The sequence below is a fragment of the Cellulosimicrobium sp. MI9406 genome (genome assembly GCF_040595865.1).
Lineage (GTDB): Bacteria > Actinomycetota > Actinomycetes > Actinomycetales > Cellulomonadaceae > Cellulosimicrobium > Cellulosimicrobium funkei.
In genome coordinates, this window is sequence record NZ_JALIZI010000004.1 from 237,309 (window position 1) to 253,251 (window position 15,943).

At 77.1% G+C, this 15,943-nt stretch carries 10 protein-coding genes; 6 read left to right on the forward strand and 4 right to left on the reverse strand.

Annotation, left to right across the window (positions count from 1 at the left end; translation table 11 throughout):
- Positions 1-70: 70 nt before the first annotated feature.
- Complete coding sequence (locus MT994_RS09240) at positions 71-1,897, reverse strand: glycosyl hydrolase family 18 protein (RefSeq protein ID WP_354805982.1); 1,827 nt, start codon at positions 1,895-1,897, stop codon at positions 71-73.
- Positions 1,898-2,035: 138 nt separating this feature from the next.
- Between MT994_RS09240 and MT994_RS09245 the strand changes: the two genes are divergently transcribed.
- Positions 2,036-2,761 (forward strand): FCD domain-containing protein, encoded by a 726-nt coding sequence (locus tag MT994_RS09245; RefSeq protein ID WP_354805983.1) that lies wholly within the window; start codon positions 2,036-2,038, stop codon positions 2,759-2,761.
- Positions 2,758-3,948: an MFS transporter gene (locus tag MT994_RS09250; protein ID WP_354805985.1), complete on the forward strand. Its 1,191-nt coding sequence runs from the start codon at positions 2,758-2,760 to the stop codon at positions 3,946-3,948. The genes MT994_RS09245 and MT994_RS09250 overlap by 4 nt, the downstream gene beginning before the upstream one ends.
- A 90-nt stretch (positions 3,949-4,038) precedes the next feature.
- Here the strand turns inward: MT994_RS09250 and MT994_RS09255 are convergent, their stop codons facing one another.
- Entirely contained in the window at positions 4,039-5,664 is a 1,626-nt protein-coding gene (locus tag MT994_RS09255) for a DEAD/DEAH box helicase (RefSeq protein WP_244550463.1), read from the reverse strand.
- Positions 5,665-5,947: 283 nt separating this feature from the next.
- Between MT994_RS09255 and MT994_RS09260 the strand changes: the two genes are divergently transcribed.
- On the forward strand, positions 5,948-6,661 hold the full coding sequence (locus tag MT994_RS09260; protein ID WP_061266904.1) for a ferritin-like fold-containing protein: 714 nt from the start codon (positions 5,948-5,950) through the stop codon (positions 6,659-6,661).
- Positions 6,662-6,746: 85 nt separating this feature from the next.
- Here the strand turns inward: MT994_RS09260 and MT994_RS09265 are convergent, their stop codons facing one another.
- Both MT994_RS09265 and MT994_RS09270 read right to left on the reverse strand, forming a co-directional pair.
- The gene (locus tag MT994_RS09265; protein WP_034654117.1) at positions 6,747-6,971 is read right to left on the reverse strand and encodes a DUF3107 domain-containing protein; all 225 of its coding nucleotides are present in this window, start codon (positions 6,969-6,971) and stop codon (positions 6,747-6,749) included.
- A 94-nt stretch (positions 6,972-7,065) separates the two neighbouring features.
- Positions 7,066-7,803 carry a TetR/AcrR family transcriptional regulator gene (locus tag MT994_RS09270; protein ID WP_086148870.1) on the reverse strand — a complete coding sequence of 246 codons (738 nt, stop codon included), beginning with the start codon at positions 7,801-7,803 and terminating at the stop codon, positions 7,066-7,068.
- Between the two features lie 66 nt (positions 7,804-7,869).
- Between MT994_RS09270 and MT994_RS09275 the strand changes: the two genes are divergently transcribed.
- The 3 genes from MT994_RS09275 (at position 7,870) to MT994_RS09285 (ending at position 15,939) form a co-directional block, all read left to right on the forward strand.
- Positions 7,870-8,835 carry a DUF3152 domain-containing protein gene (locus MT994_RS09275; RefSeq protein ID WP_308820686.1) on the forward strand — a complete coding sequence of 322 codons (966 nt, stop codon included), beginning with the start codon at positions 7,870-7,872 and terminating at the stop codon, positions 8,833-8,835.
- Positions 8,836-8,899: 64 nt separating this feature from the next.
- Positions 8,900-12,355 (forward strand): PD-(D/E)XK nuclease family protein, encoded by a 3,456-nt coding sequence (locus MT994_RS09280; RefSeq protein WP_354805987.1) that lies wholly within the window; start codon positions 8,900-8,902, stop codon positions 12,353-12,355.
- On the forward strand, positions 12,352-15,939 hold the full coding sequence (locus tag MT994_RS09285) for an ATP-dependent DNA helicase (protein WP_354805988.1): 3,588 nt from the start codon (positions 12,352-12,354) through the stop codon (positions 15,937-15,939). The genes MT994_RS09280 and MT994_RS09285 overlap by 4 nt, the downstream gene beginning before the upstream one ends.
- Positions 15,940-15,943 lie beyond the last annotated feature (4 nt).

Genomic DNA, 15,943 nt, shown 5'->3' on the forward strand with positions numbered 1-15,943 from the left:
GTCCGGGGCGACCGGCGTCCGAGGGCGAGGCCCCCGGACGCCGGTCGCGTGCGCGGTGGCGACCCGCTCGTCAGGGCCAGTACGCGTCGAAGCTCCGGGAGAACTCGCCGCCGTTGAAGCGGTCCCAGTTGATCGACCACGTCATGAGGCCGCGCAGCCCCGGCCAGCGCCCGTGGGTCCGGTACGACCCGCAGCCCGTGCCCTTCGTGAGGCAGTCCAGGGCCTGGGCGACCTGCGCGGGCGGGGTGTGGCCGTTGCCCGCCTGCGCGCTGGCCGGCAGGCCGATCGCGACCTGGTCGGGGCGCAGCGGGGGGAACATCTTCGTCGTGTCGCGCGCGACCGGGAAGCCGGTGAGCAGCATGTCCGTCAGCGCGACGTGGAAGTCCGCGCCGCCCATCGAGTGGTACTGGTCGTCGAGCCCCATGATCGGCCCCGAGTTGTAGTGCTGGACGTGGAGCAGCGTCAGGTCGTCGCGCAGGGCGTGGATGACCGGCAGATAGGCGCCGCAGCGCGGGTCCTGGCCGCCCCACGGGCCCGAGCCGTAGAACTGGTAGCCGTTCTGGACGAAGAAGGTCTCCGGCGCCATCGTCAGCACGAAGTCGTCGCCGTACCGCGCCGTGAGCGACTTGAGCGCGGAGATGAGGTTGACGATCACGGGGGTGGTCGGGGAGCGGAAGTCCGTGTCTCCCGGGTTCAGGTACAGGGAGTGCCCCTCGAAGTCGATGTCGACCCCGTCCAGCCCGTAGGTGTCGATGATCGAGCTCACGGAGGCGACGAACGCGTCCCGCGCGGCGGTCGTCGTGAGCTGGACCTGGCCGTTCTGCCCGCCGATCGACAGGAGCACCTTCTTCCCGGCCGCGCGCTTGGCGGCGACGGCGGCCTTGAACTCCGCGACCGACTCCACGTTCGGGCACTCGGTCCGCGGGCAGAGGCTGAACCGGATGTCGCCGGACGTGACGCTCGTCGGCTCGCCGAACGCGAGGTTGATGACGTCCCACGAGTCCGGGACGTCCGCCATCCGGACGTAGCCCGAGCCGTTGGCGAACGACGTGTGCAGGTAGCCGACGAGCGCGTGCGCCGGCAGCCCGGCGCCGGGTCCGCCCCCGGTGCCGCCGGTCGCCGTGGTGACGGCGACGGCGGCGGAGCGGGGCGACTCGCCCGCGCCGTTGGTCGCGGTGACCTGGAAGGAGTAGGCGGTGGCGGCGGTGAGCCCGGAGACGGTGGTGGACGGGGCCGTGGTCGTGGCGACGCGCGTGCCGTCGCGGTAGACGGCGTAGCCGGTGGCGCCGGCGACGGCGCCCCAGGTGAGGGGCACGCTGGTGGCGGTGGGCGTCCCGGCGGTGAGGCCGATCGGGGTCGCGGGCGGCTGCGCCGCGCCGCCGCCCGGGCCCACGAGGCTGACGTCGTCGACGACGTAGGCCGGCTGGCCGTACCAGCCGTGCACGAAGACGGTCGCGGACGTCGCCGTCGCGGTCGTCGTGAAGGTCACGCTGAGCCGCTGCCAGGTCGCGGCCGAGGGCGTCCAGGTGGTGACGTCCTGCGCCGTCGCGCCGCTCGCCCCGAGGTACGCGTAGGAGCCCTGGACCCACGCGCTGAGCGTGTAGGTCGAGGAGGGCCGGACGGCGACGGTCTGCGAGCAGCGCGCGGTGTCGGTCCCGGCGGGCGTGGCCCGGAGCGCCCCGCTGCCGGTGCGGACCGGGCTCGTGACCTGCTGCCCCGTGGAGCCGGAGCAGGTCCACCCGGACAGTCCGGACTCGAACCCGCCGTTGACGGCGAGCTCGGTGTCCGTGGCCGCGGCGGTCGTGGTGCCGCTGAGGAGCGTCCCGACGAGCGTGGCGGAGGCGACCAGGGCGAGGAGGCTGCGCAGTCGTGGGCGTCGTGACGGGGTGGGGTCCATGGTGGTCTCGCTTTCGTCGTCGAAGGAGCGGTCCTGTCGCAAGGTCCTCGCGGTGCCGCGCGCTGGTCAACCCCCGTACGCGAGACCACGTACGCCCCGTCTCGTCACCGGCCAAACAGGGGATGTTAGGTTCTTTCGGTGGACCAGCCGATCATCCCTCCCCGCAAGGTGTCGGAGCTCGTCGTCGAACGGCTCATGCAGCGCGTCGAGCGCGGGGAGTGGCCCGTCGGCACCCGCATCCCGGCCGAGCCGGAGCTCGTCGCCGAGCTCGGCGTCGGGCGCAACACCGTGCGCGAGGCCGTGCGCGCGCTCGAGCACGCCGGGATCCTCGAGCCGCGGCGCGGCGACGGCACCTACGTGCGCGCGGCCGACGGGCTCGACGCCGCCCTGACCCGGCGGGCCCGCACCACGGACGCGCTCCACGTGCTCGAGGTGCGCGAGATCCTCGAGCGCGGCGCGGCGCGCGGCGCCGCGGGGCGGGCCGACGCCGACGCGCTCCACCGCCTCGACGCGGCGCTCGCCGCCCAGGTCGCGGCGCGCGACGGGGACGAGCAGGCCTTCCAGGCCGCCGACGTCGCCTTCCACGGCGAGGTCGTGCGCGCCGCGGGCAACCCGCTGCTCGCCGACCTCTACGACGGGCTCGACCACGCGCTCGTCCGCACGCTCCCGGCCGGCGGGCAGCGTCGGCACCACCGCGACGTCCCCGGTCACGCGGAGGTCGTCGCGGCGGTCCGGGCGGGTGACGCCGAGGCGGCCGAGGCCGCCGTCGTCGCGACGATCGACGCCGTGCGGGCGCAGCTCGTCGAGGCCGCCGCGGACGGTCCCGGCCGCGCCGACGCCGACGCCGGCGAGGTCGAGGCGTGAGCGGGCTGCGCCGTCCGCTGGGGCTGGCCGCCGTCGTCGCGATCGTCCTCGCGGCGCTCAACCTGCGGCCCGCCGTCGTCGCGATCTCGCCCGTGCTCGGCGAGATCCGCACGGACCTGGGCCTCAGCGCGACGGCGGCGGGCGTGCTCACGACGCTCCCCGTCCTGTGCTTCGGGCTCCTCGCGCCGCTCGCGCCCGTGCTCGCGCGGCGCTGGGGGCTCGAGCGCGCGCTCTTCGTGAGCCTCGTGCTGCTGTGCGTCGGCTTCGCGCTGCGCCTCGTGCCCTCGACCGCGGGGCTGTTCGCCGGGACGGTCGTCGCGGGGTGCGCGATCGGGCTCGGGAACGTGCTGCTGCCCGCGCTCATCAAGCGCGACTTCGCCGACCGCATCGGTCTCATGACCGGCCTCTACTCGATGGCGCTCTCCGGCGGGGCGGCGCTCGCGGCGGGCCTGACCCTGCCCGTCGCGTCCGCGGCCGGCCTCGACTGGCGCGGCGCGCTCGCGACCTGGGGCGTCCTCGCCGTGCTCGGGGCGATCGTCTGGGTGCCGCGGGCGCTGCGGCCCGACCCCGCCGGCACGGTGGCGTTCGGACCCGGCACGGGACCGGCCGCCGCGCGGTCGGCGGTGTGGCGTTCCCCGCTCGCCTGGGCGGTCACCGTCGTCATGGGCATGCAGTCGCTGTCGTTCTACGCGATCAACGCCTGGCTGCCCGAGATCATGGTCGCGCTCGGACGGACGCCGGAGGCGGGCGGCTGGCTCCTCGCGCTGTGCAACCTCGCGGGGATCGTCGGCTCGTTCGTGACCCCGGTCCTCGCCGGGCGCATGCCGCGCCAGCGCGGCATCGGCCTCGTGCTCGTGGTCCTCGTCGGCTCGGGGCTGCTCGGGCTCGCCGTCGCGCCCGGCGCAGCGGCGCTCTGGGTCGTGCTCGTCGGCCTCGGGCAGGGCGGCGGGATCAGCCTCGCGCTCACCCTCATGGCGCTGCGGGCGCGCGACGCCGCGCACACGTCCGAGCTCTCCGGCATGGCGCAGAGCGCCGGCTACCTGCTCGCCGCGACCGGCCCGCTCGGCCTCGGGCTCGCGCACGACGTCACCGGCGAGTGGACCCTCCCGCTCCTGCTCCTCGTCGCCGCGGCGGCCGTCCAGGGCGCCGCGGTGTGGTTCGCCGGGCGCGACGCGCACGTGCACTGACCCCGGACGCGACGGACCCCGGGTCGCGTCCCCCACGGTCTGGTGACCGTGAGGGCGCGACCCGGGGTCCGGCGTCGGGCCGTGGAGCGACTACTCGGCGGGCTGGGCGGTCGCCTCGGCGCCGCCGCCCTGCTGCTCGACCGGGCGGCCGCCGCGCGTGCGGCGACGGCTGCGGGACCGACGGCGGCGCTCCCCGCCCTCGGTCGCCGGGGCGCCCTCGGCCGCCTCGGTGCGCTCGCCCTCGGCGCGAGCGCCCGTGCGCTCTGTCTCGCCGCGACGCCCGCCCGAGCGGCCCTGGCCCCCGGACCGGCCCCGCTCGCCCTCGGAGCGGCCACGGCCGCCGTCGGACCGGCCGCCCTGGCGACCGCGCGACCCGCCCGCGGGCGTGTGCCGCTTGCCGGTCTCGCCGAGGTCCTCGATCTCCTCCGCCTCGAGCCCCGCGAGCGTGCGGCGCTCCTTCGGGAGGCGGCCCTTCGTGCCCTCGGGGATGTGCAGGTCGGTGTACAGGTGCGGCGAGCTCGAGTACGTCTCGACCGGCTCGGGGATGCCGAGGTCGAGCGCCTTGTCGATGAGCGACCAGCGGGGGATGTCGTCCCAGTCGACGAACGTCACCGCGGTGCCCTTGTTGCCCGCACGACCGGTGCGGCCGGTGCGGTGCAGGTACGTCTTCTCGTCCTCGGGGCACTGGTAGTTCACGACGTGCGTGACGTCCTCGACGTCGATGCCGCGCGCCGCGACGTCGGTCGCGACGAGCACGTCGATCTTGCCGTTGCGGAACGCGCGCAGCGCCTGCTCGCGCGCGCCCTGGCCCAGGTCGCCGTGGATCGAGCCGGCCGCGAAGCCGCGGTCGACGAGCTCGTCCGCGACCTTCGCCGCGGTCCGCTTGGTCCGCGCGAACACGATCGTGCGCCCGCGACCCTCGGCCTGGAGGATGCGCGCGAGCATCTCGACCTTGTCCAGCGCGTGCGCGCGGTAGACGACCTGCTCGATGTTCTTGACCGTCTGGCCGCCGTCGTCCGGGTCGTTCGCGCGGATGTGCGTCGGCTGCTTCATGTAGCGGCGCGCCATCGAGACGACGGCGCCCGGCATGGTCGCCGAGAAGAGCATCGTGTGCCGCTGCGCGGGCGTGCGCGCCAGGATCTTCTCGACGTCCGGGAGGAACCCGAGGTCGAGCATCTCGTCCGCCTCGTCGAGGACGACGGTCGCGGCGCGCGTGAGGTTGAGGTGGCCCTGGTTCATCAGGTCGATCATGCGGCCGGGCGTCCCGACGACGACCTCGACGCCGCGCGTCAGCGCCTCGACCTGCGGCTCGTAGGCGCGACCGCCGTAGAGCTGGACGATGCGCACCGAGCGGCGCTTCGAGGCCGTGGTGAGGTCGTTCGCGACCTGGACGGCGAGCTCGCGCGTCGGGACGACGACGAGCGCCTGCGGCTTGCCGGGGGAGGGCAGCTCGTCGAAGCCGGGCTCGCCCGGGGCGACGACGCGGTGCAGGAGCGGCACGCCGAAGCCGAGGGTCTTGCCGGTGCCGGTCTTGGCCTGGCCGATGATGTCGTGGCCGGACATGGCGACGGGGAGCGTCATCGCCTGGATGGGGAAGGGCTGGACGATGCCCGCGTCGGAGAGCGCGTCGACGATCTCCTGGCGCACGCCGAAGTCCGCGAAGGTCGTGTTGTCCGCGTGGACGCTGGCGGCGACGGACGTCGCGTCCGCGCTCACGTCCGGCGTCGCGTCGGTGGTGGTGGCGTCTGTGGTGGTCACTGGTGCCTCTGTCTCGTTCGGGCACGCGCGACCGTCGGCGGGCCGTCGGGGCCCGGAGCCGGGGAGGTTCCCGGTCGCGGTCGTGCGCACCTCGTGGCCGGCAGCCGATCGTGGGATGTCGTGGCCAGGCCCGCGCTGCGGACCGTGCCGTGCCGTCGTCGTACGCGTGACGAGCGTGAGGTCTGGACGACCGGGCAACCGATGTACGTCGGCCATGATATCGGAGAACTATCCTGGCCCGATGAGCGACGCCGAGCACGCGAGCCCCACGACCCTGCCCCCGGCGGACCACACCGACGCGGTGGAGCTGCTCGGCCTCGTCGCGTACACCGAGCTCGCGAGCTTCGGGCGCCTCGCGGGCGACGCCGCGCACGCGCCCACGCTGCGCCAGCGCCAGGCCCTGTCCCGCCTCGCGGCCGCGATGCTCGACCGGCAGGAGCGCGTGCTCGTGCGCGTCGAGGAGCTGGGCGGCGACCCGGCGGACTGCATGAGCCCGTTCGACGGCCTGTTCGACGACTTCGACGCGCGCACGAAGCCGAGCACGTGGTGGGAGGGCATCCTCAAGGGCTACGTGGGCCAGGGCGTCGCGGACGACTTCTGCCTCCTCGCGGCACAGGGTCTCGACGAGCGCTCGCGCGACGTCGTCGTGGAGGCGCTCACGCACGACACCCCGTCGCAGCGCTACGCCCCGGTCATCGCCGAGGTCGCCGCCGAGGATCCGGTGCTCGCGTCGCGCCTCGCGCTGTGGGGTCGGCGCCTCGTCGGGGAGGCGCTCGGCGTCGTCGGCGACGTGCTGTCCAGGCGTCCCGCGCTCGCCCGGCTCGTGGCGGCGGGGGCCGAGCCGGTCGCCGCCGGCGGCGGGAGCGGGCCCGCCCCCGCGACGCAGTCCTGGGTGTTCGCGCGCCTCACGGCGGAGCACTCCCGGCGGATGGACCGCCTGGGCCTCGCGGCATGACGAAGCCGCCGCCGCGCCCGGGGGCGCGACGGCGGCACGTGACGGTCGGGGCCCCGAGGGTCGCCCGACGCTCGGACCTGCAGGCTCAGAGCGAGCCGAAGCCGACCCGGCGCTGCTCCTCGGTGCCGATCTCGACGTAGCCGAGCGACGCCGTCGGGACGATCACGCGGCGACCGCGCGAGTCGGTGAGCTCGAGGGCGGGGGCGCCGCCGAGCGCGTCGGCGACCGCCGTGGCCACGGCCTCGGCGGTCAGGTCCGTGTCGACGACGATCTCACGGGCCAGGTTCTGCACACCGATCGTGACTTCCACTCAGCTCTCCTCACAGCGGCTGCGCCAGGCGCAGCGACGACGGGCCTCGGGCCGCCGGCGGGCGTCCCACCGGCGACAACGCGATCGATAGTAGTCAGATTCCCGTCGCCGACCCGCCGGGCGCGCTGGGGGCGCCCGACAGCGGCCGCCGCAGCATGCCGCGCACCCCGCGCCACACGAGGCGCGGCACGAGCCGGGTGACGTCGTCGGCCGTCGCGCCGCCGTCCGGGCGCACGACCTCCGTCGCGGCGGCCCGCCCGACGGCGGTGCACGTCCGGGCGACGACGAGCGCCTCGTCGGCGTCGAGGTCCGTGATGCGCACGAGCACGTCGGCGAACGCGCCGGCGATCGTCGTGTCCGGCGCGAGCACGCGCGCCCGGACGACCGGGTCCCGCATGACGTCGGACTCGAAGAGCAGCGCGGCCGAGCGGCCCGCCGCGCGCGCGTAGGCGACGTAGGCCCGCACGATGCCCTCGATCACGGCGAGCCCGTCGACCGCGAGGGCGTCGAGGTCGCCCGCGCGGTTCCCCGGCGCGGGCTCGCGGAACGGGTCCAGCGTCGCGTGCACGGCTCCCACGAGGCGTTCGCCCTGGTCGTCGACGATCGCGAGGTAGAGGTCGAGCTTCGACGGGAAGTGCCGGTACAGCACGGGCTTGCCGACCCCGGCACGGTCGGCGATGTCGTCCATCGAGATGTGGTGGTAGCCGTGGGAGGCGAAGAGCTCCTCGGCGATCGTGAGGAGCTGCGCGCGGCGCTCGTCGCGCGGCATCCGGGTGCGCAGTCCCGGGGGAGCGGCGGCCGCGCCGCGCGTGCGTCCCTCGGTGGCTCCCATGGGGGGAGGATACGGAAACCGCGGTTCGTGTCGACCTCGCGTCGCGAGGAGTGGGACGATGGGCGGGTGCCCGACAGACATACCCCCCCGAACCGCCTCTCGACCGCCCGTGCCGGGGGTCGCGCGACGGGTCTGCGGCACGGGGCCGCGGTCGCCGCGTGCCTCGTCGTCGGCCTCGGCGGCGGTGCGGCGACGGCGGAGGTCTGGGACCTGGGCGGGGCGGCGGGCACCGCGGCCGCTCCCGCCGCAGACGTCCGCGTGGAGCCGCCGGCCCCGGAGCGCGACGAGTCGGCGGCCGTGAGCCGGTCGTCCGTCGAGCGCGCGGGCGCCGTCGAGCGGGGCCCGGGCCTCCTCGGCCCGATCGCGCCGCGCCCGGACGCGGTCACCGCGCCCGAGCCCGTCCCGACGACGGCGCCCGAGCCCCTCGCTGAGCCGGCACCCGTCGAGACGCCCGAGGCCCCGGTCGCGGAGCCGGGCTCCGGCCTGCTCGGGACGGTCGTCGTCGCGCCGGACCTCGGCGGCTCGCTCGTCGTCGTGCCGGGGGAGAGCCCCGCGCCCGGGACGGGCACCGTCCGTTCCGTCCGGGTCGAGGTCGAGGCCGGGCTCCCCGTCGACGGCGACGTGTTCGCCGCCGCGGTGCTCACGACGCTCAACGACCCGCGCGGCTGGTCGGTCCCCGACGGCGTGACGTTCTCGCGGACGGCGGCCGAGGACGCGTCGATCCGGGTCGTGCTCGCGAGCCCCGCGACGACCGACCGCCTGTGCGCCCCGCTGGCGACCGAGAGCCGCTACTCGTGCGGGAACTCGGTCACGGGTGCTGCCGTGCTGAACTTCGAGCGCTGGGTCCTCGGGGCGCCCGACTTCGGCGACGACCTCGCCACGTACCGGCAGTACCTCGTCAACCACGAGGTCGGGCACGTGCTCGGCCACGGCCACGAGGACTGCCCCGCGCCGGGCGCCGTCGCCCCGGTGATGGTCCAGCAGTCCATCTCGGCCCAGGGCTGCCTGACGAACGGCTGGCCCGTCCCGTAACCGCCCGGCGCCACGCCACGCCGGGCGCACGACGGTGTGGGTGGCGCGTGATGGGATCGGGTCCGTGCCCCGGACGACGACCGCCCCCCGCCTCGTCGCGCGGCCTCGCGAGCTCGAGGCCGACGCGGTGCTCGACGACTCCCAGCGCGCGGCGCTCGCCGCCGCGGCCGGCCCCGGGGCCACCCTCGTGGTGGGCGCACCCGGGACGGGCAAGACCCTCGTCGCGCAGGAGGTCGTGCTCGCGGCCCTGCGCGACGGCGTCGCGCCCGAGCGCGTGCTCCTCCTCGCCGCGTCGCGCCGCGCCGCCGCCGCGCTCCGTGACCGCCTGTCGGCCCGCGCGCGCCGCACGGTCGGCGCGCCTCTGGTGCGCACCGCCGCGTCCGCGGCCTTCGCCGTCCTGCGCGAGCGCGCGGCCGCGCTGGGCGAGCCCGCCCCCACGCTGATCTCCGGCCCGGAGCAGGACCTCGTGCTCGCCGAGCTCCTGGAGGGCCACCTCGACGGCGGCCTCGCGCACCTCGGCACCCCGCTCGCGCTGCCCGCGGGCCTGCCCGAGGAGGCGCTCGGTCTCCGGGGGCTGCGCCAGGAGCTCCGCGACCTCCTCATGCGCGCGGCGGAGCGCGGCCTGACCCCGGCCGACCTCGCCGCCCTCGGCGAGCGCTACGACCGCCCGGAGTGGTCGCTCGGCGCCCAGCTCTTCGCGGAGTACCTCGACGTCACCGCCCTGCGCACGGGCACGCCCGACGCCGGGTCGCGGTTCGACCCGGCGATCGTCGTCGACGAGGCCGCGGAGGCCCTGCTCGCCTGGGACGACGAGGTGCCCGACGCCGCCCGGCCGCGCTGGGACCTCGTGGTCGTCGACGACTACCAGGAGGCGACGGTCGCGACCGCGCGCCTCCTGCACGTGCTGCACGACGACGGCGCGCGCCTCGTGCTGCTCGGCGACCCCGACGCCGCGGTGCAGACGTTCCGCGGCGCGAGCCCGGGGCTCGTGGGCCGGGCGTCCGCCCCGGCACGGCGGGACGGCGCGCGCCGGGGCGAGCTGGGCGCGCGCGTCGCCGTGCTGGGCACCGCCTGGCGCCAGAGCGCGCCGCTGCGCGAGGTGACCCGCCGCGTGACCGCGCAGGTCGGCACCGTCGCCGGGGCGGTGCACCGTGGCGCCGCGCCGCGCGCCGCCGACGGGCGTCCGGGCGAGGCGGCCGACGTCGGCCCCGGCGCCCCGCCCGTGCAGGTCGCGGTGCTCTCGGCCGTCGCGCAGGAGGCCGCGTTCGTCGCCCGGGAGCTGCGTGCGGAGCACCTGCTGCACGGCACCCCCTGGCACCGGATGGCCGTCGTCGCGCGCACGGGGACGCGGCTCGCGGCGCTGCGCCGCGAGCTCGTCGCCGCCTCGGTCCCCGTGACGCTGCTCGGCTCCGACGTCCCGCTGCGCGACGAGCCGGCGGTCGCGCCGCTCCTCGCGGCCGTGCGCGTGTGCGTCGCCGACGCGGAGGACCCCGAGGCCCTCGACCCGTTCACCGCGGCGGCGCTGCTCACGTCGCCCGTGGGCGCGCTCGACGTCGTCGCGCTGCGCCGTCTGCGCCGCGCGCTGCGGGCCGAGGAGCTCGAGGGCGGGGGCGGGCGCTCGTCCGACGCGCTGCTCGTCGAGCTGCTCCTCGACCCGGCGCGCGCCGCGACGCTCCCGCCCACGGTGCGCCGCGGGCCGGTCGCGGTCGCCCGGGCGCTCGCGGCGGGGCGGGCTGCGGCGGCCGAGCCCGGCGCGACGGCGCAGACGGTCCTGTGGGCGGTGTGGGCCGCGACCGGTCTCGCGGAGCGCTGGCGCTCGGCGGCGCTCGACGGCGGCCCCGCCGGGGCGCGCGCGGACCGTGACCTCGACGCGGTGCTCGCGCTGTTCCGCGCCGCGGAGACGTTCGTCGACCGCATGCCGGGCGCGCCCGCCGGGGCGTTCGTCGAGTACCTCGCCTCGCAGGACCTGCCCGCCGACTCGCTCGCGGCGAGCGCGAGCGGGGCCGACGCCGTCGCGGCGCTCACCCCGGCCGGTGCGGCCGGGCGCGAGTGGGACGTCGTCGTGGTGGCGGGCGTCCAGGACGGCGTGTGGCCCGACCTCCGGCTGCGCGACTCGCTGCTCGGCTCGCAGGCGCTCGTCGAGCTCCTCGCCGGCCGCGCCCAGGACGCGCACGGGGTCGGTTCGCAGGCGCGCGCCCAGGTGCTCGCCGACGAGCTGCGGGCCTTCGTCGTCGCGACGTCGCGTGCGACGCGTCGCCTCGTCGTGACGGCCGTGCAGGACGCCGAGGAGGCGCCGTCGGTGTTCTGCGACCTCGTCGTGCCGCCGTCGGCGCCCGAGGGCCCCGACGGCACGGACGGTCCCGACGGGCGTGGTCCCCAGGACGGCCCGGGCGCACCCGCGGCGGGCGCCGGCCCGGTACCCGCCGGTCCCGCGGCGAGTTCCGGTCCGGCGCCGGTCGGACGCGCACCCGTCGGCCCGGGGCTCGCGGACGTCGGGGGCGGGCAGGTCGAGCCCGCCGAGCGGAGGCACGTGCGCGTCGGGGCGCCGCTCGACCTGCGCGGGCTGGTCGCCGCGGCCCGCGGCGTCCTCGTCGAGGCCGCGGCGCGCGAGGCCGGCGGCGCCGGAGCGTCGGGGCCGGACGAGCGCGCCGTCGCGGCGGCGACGCTCCTGGCGGACCTCGGTGCGCTCGGCGTCGCGGAGGCCCGCCCGGAGACGTGGTACGGCGTGGCGGGCGTGTCGAGCACGGCGCCGCTGCGCGGTGCGGAGGAGACCGTCACGGTGTCGCCCTCGAAGGTCGAGACGGTCTCGACGTGCCCGCTGCGGTGGTCGCTCGAGGCGGCCGGCGGGACGGCGCCCGACGCGACGCACCAGAGCCTCGGCACGCTCGTCCACTCGATCGCCGAGACCCACCCGTCCGGGTCGCTCGCCGAGCTGCGCGCGGAGCTCGACCGCCGGTGGGCGGAGCTCGCGCTGCCCGACGGCTGGCCTGCGCGCCAGCTCCGGCGCCGGGCCGAGCGCATGGTGGAGAAGCTCGCGGCCTACGTCGCGCAGGCGGGCGAGCCGCTCCTCGTCGAGCCGTCGTTCGACGTCACCGTCGGCCGCGCCCGGCTGCGCGGCACGATCGACCGGGTCGAGGCAGCGGGGGAGGGCAAGGTCCGCGTCGTCGACCTCAAGACCGGTCGGCGCACCGCCACGAAGGCGGAGGGCGCGGAGCACCCCCAGCTCGGTGCCTACCAGCTCGCGGTCGAGGCGGGCGCGCTCGACGTGCCGGAGGGCACGCGCAGCGCGGGCGCGCAGCTCGTCTACGTCGGGAGCACCCACGTGGGCCCTGCCGTCGTGGCCCAGCCCGCGCTGGAGCCGGAGCCCGACGGATCGAGCTGGGCGCGCGACCTCGTGGAGGAGGCCGCCGGCACCATGTCGGCGGCGACGTTCACCGCCCGCCAGAACGGGCTGTGCGAGATGTGCCCCGTGCGCCGGGCGTGCCCGGTGCAGCCCGAGGGCAGGAGGGTGGTGGCGTGAGCAGCGAGCTGTTCGAGCTCCCGGAGGCGGGCGCGAGCGGGCCGACGGTGCGTCTCGTCGCGGCCGACGGCCTCCCGGTCGAGAGCGCCGACGCCCCGGGCGACGGGCACCGGGCGGCGGAGCCGCCGAAGCCGACGCTCTCCGCGACGCGGATCGCCGACCTCCTCGGACGTCCCCGCCCGACCCCGGAGCAGGTCGAGGTGATCGAGGCGCCGCTCGAGCCGACGCTCGTCGTCGCCGGGGCCGGCTCGGGCAAGACGGAGACGATGGCGGCGCGCGTCGTCTGGCTCATCGCGAACGAGCTCGTCCCTCCGGACGCGGTGCTGGGCCTCACGTTCACGCGCAAGGCGGCGGGGGAGCTCGCGGAGCGCGTCCAGGTGCGGCTCGCCCAGCTCGCGCGCGCCCGGGGCGGGGCGGCGTCGGCGCTCTCGCTGCTCGACCGGCCGACCGTCGCGACGTACAACGCGTACGCCGCGTCGCTCGTCGGCGACCACGGGCTGCGCGTCGGCGTCGAGCCGGGGGCCCGCCTCCTCGGCGAGGCGCAGCAGTGGCAGCTCGCGTCCGAGGTCGTGGAGTCCTGGGACGACGACCTGGGCACCGACCGCGCGCTGAGCACGGTCGTCGCGGCGGTGCTCGGCCTCTCCGGCGCGCTCGGCGAGCACCTCCTCGACCCCGCCGAGGCGCGGGACCGCCTGGCCGAGATCGTCGAGCAGCTCGACGCGCTCCCGCTCGGTCCGCGGCAGAAGGCCCGGACCAAGGAGGTCGAGAAGCTCGTCGGCGACGTCGCGGAACGGGTCCGGCTGCTCGACGTCGTCGCGGAGTACCGCCGCCGCAAGCGCGCGACCGACTCCCTCGACTTCGGCGACCAGGTGGCGCTCGCGGCGCGGCTCGCGCGCGAGGTGCCCGTGGTGGGGGAGACCGAGCGCGCCCGCTTCCGCGTCGTCCTCCTGGACGAGTACCAGGACACGTCGCACGCGCAGGTCGAGCTCCTCGCGGGGTTGTTCGGCGGCGGGCACCCCGTGACGGCCGTGGGCGACCCGCACCAGTCGATCTACGGGTGGCGCGGCGCGAGCGCGGGCGGCCTCGCGCGGTTCCCCGACCGCTTCCCGCGCGCGGGCGGCGACCGCTCGGCCGTGCGCTTCCTCTCGACGTCGTGGCGCAACGACGCCGCCGTCCTCGCGACGGCGAACGTCACGGCCGGTCCGCTGCGCGGTGCCGTCGCCGGCGGCCGGGGCGACCGGGTCGAGGTGCCGCCGCTCGCGCTGCGCCCCGGCGCGGGCCCGGGCGCGGTCGCCGCGCACGTGGCGGCGACCGCCGAGGAGGAGGCCGCGGCCGTGGCCGAGCGCGTCGCCGCGCGCTGGCGCCCGGCGAGCGCGCCCGGGGGGCGCGTCACCGCGGCCGTGCTGTGCCGCAAGCGCAGCCAGTTCGCCGCGGTCGAGGTCGCGCTGCGGCGGCGTGGGCTCCCCGTGGAGGTCGTCGGACTCGGCGGGCTGCTCACGACGCCCGAGGTCGTCGACGTCGTCGCGCTGCTCGAGGCCGTGCACGACCCCTCGCGCGGCGACGCGCTCGTGCGTCTCCTCACCGGGCCACGGCTCAACCTCGGCGCCGCCGACCTGCACGCGCTCGGGAGCCGCGCGGCGGATCTCGCGCGGCTCGAGGGCGCGCTCGGCGCGCGCCGTCGCGCCCCCGCTGCGGAGGACGCCGAGTCGGGGCTCGTGGTCGTCGAGGGCGACGTGGCCGACCACCGCTCGATCGTCGACGCGCTCGACGACCTCCCGGACCCGGGCGAGCCCGCGGCGGACGGGCGCACGCTCTCCGCGGAGGGCCACGCGCGGCTCTCGGCGCTCTCCCGGACCCTGCGCGCGCTGCGCGGCCTCACCTACCTGTCGCTCCCGGAGCTCGTCGTCGAGGCGGAGCGCGCCCTGGGCCTCGACGTCGAGGCCGTGACGAACGAGGCGCTGCTCGCGTCGCGGCGGCTCGTCGACCCGGAGGCGGTGAGCGACCGGGCCCGCGAGCACCTCGACGCGTTCCGCGACGTCGCCGCGACGTTCACGCAGACGGCGGACGTCGTGACGCTCGGGGCGTTCCTCGCCTGGCTCGGGGTCGCCTCGACCCGGGAGAACGGGCTCGACCTGCCCGTGCGCGAGCCCGACCCGGACGCGGTGCAGGTCATCACCGCGCACGCCGCGAAGGGCCTCGAGTGGGACGTCGTCGTCGTGCCCGGGCTCGTGGACGGCGTGTTCCCGACCACTGCGCAGTCGTCGTCGGGGGTGCGCGCGGACAGCGGCTGGCTCACCGACGTGAGCCAGCTCCCGTACCCGCTGCGCGGCGACGCCGCCGACCTGCCGGAGTTCCGCTTCGACCTCGCCGCGGACACGAAGGAGCTCGTGGCGCGGCGCGACGAGTTCCGCGCGGCGAGCGGGGAGCACCAGCTCGCCGAGGAGCGACGGCTCGCCTACGTGGCCTTCACGCGCGCGCGGCGCGAGCTGTACCTCACGGCGTCCTGGTGGCAGACGGGATCGCGGCCGCGCGCGCTGTCTCCGTTCCTCGTCGAGCTCGTCGAGGCGGGGGTCGTGACGGCCGACGGGTGGTCGGCACCTCCCGGCCCCGACGACTCCAACCCGCTCGAGGACGTCGAGGTGACCGGGACGTGGCCTGTGCCCGACGACGCTCCCGGCGGGTCGGCGCGGTCCGTCCTGCGGGACACCGCGGCGGCCGTCGAGCGTGCGGCGGCCGAGCGTGCGGCAGCCGAGCGTGACGCGGCAAGGCGTGGCGCGGCGGACCGTGCCGCGCACGCCGGGGCCGGGGCGGTCGACGCCGTGCCCGGGCAGGGGGGCGTGGACGGCACGGGCGGCCCCGCCGGGCTCACGGCGCCCTCCGGAGTCCTCGTCGACGCCGAGGGCCGTGACCTCGTCGCGCTCGCGCGCGTCCTGCTCGCGGAGCGCGCCGAGCGCTCGGGCCGGGAGGTCGAGCTGCCGGCGCACGTCTCGGCGTCGAGCCTCGTGCGGCTCGCGGCGGACCGCGACGAGTACGCGCTCCACCTGCGCCGCCCGGTCCCGGTCGAGCCCACGGTCCACGCGCGCCGGGGCACCCGGTTCCACCTGTGGGCCGAGCGCTACTTCACGACGTCGTCCCTGCTCGACGTCGAGGACCTCCCCGGGGCGGACGACGACGACCTCGACCCCGACGCCGACCTCGAGACGCTCCAGCGGACGTTCCTGGCCTCGGCGTGGGCCACGCGCACGCCGGTCGCGGTCGAGGTCGACGTCGAGACGCCCGTCGGGTCGACGGTCCTGCGGTCGCGCATCGACGCGGTGTTCCCCGAGCTCCCGGAGCACGCGGGCGGGGCGCGCGACGCCGTCGTGGTCGTCGACTGGAAGACGGGGCGTGCGCCGTCCGACCCGGAGGCGCGCAGCGTGCGCGAGGTGCAGCTCGCGGTCTACCGGCTCGCGTGGTCGCGCTGGACGGGGGTGCCCCTCGAGAAGGTGAACGCCGCGTTCTACTACGTCGCGTCCGACGAGACCGTGCGTCCGCGCCGCCTGCTGGGCGAGGCCGAGATCGAGGCGCTGCTGGTCGCCGACTGAGCCG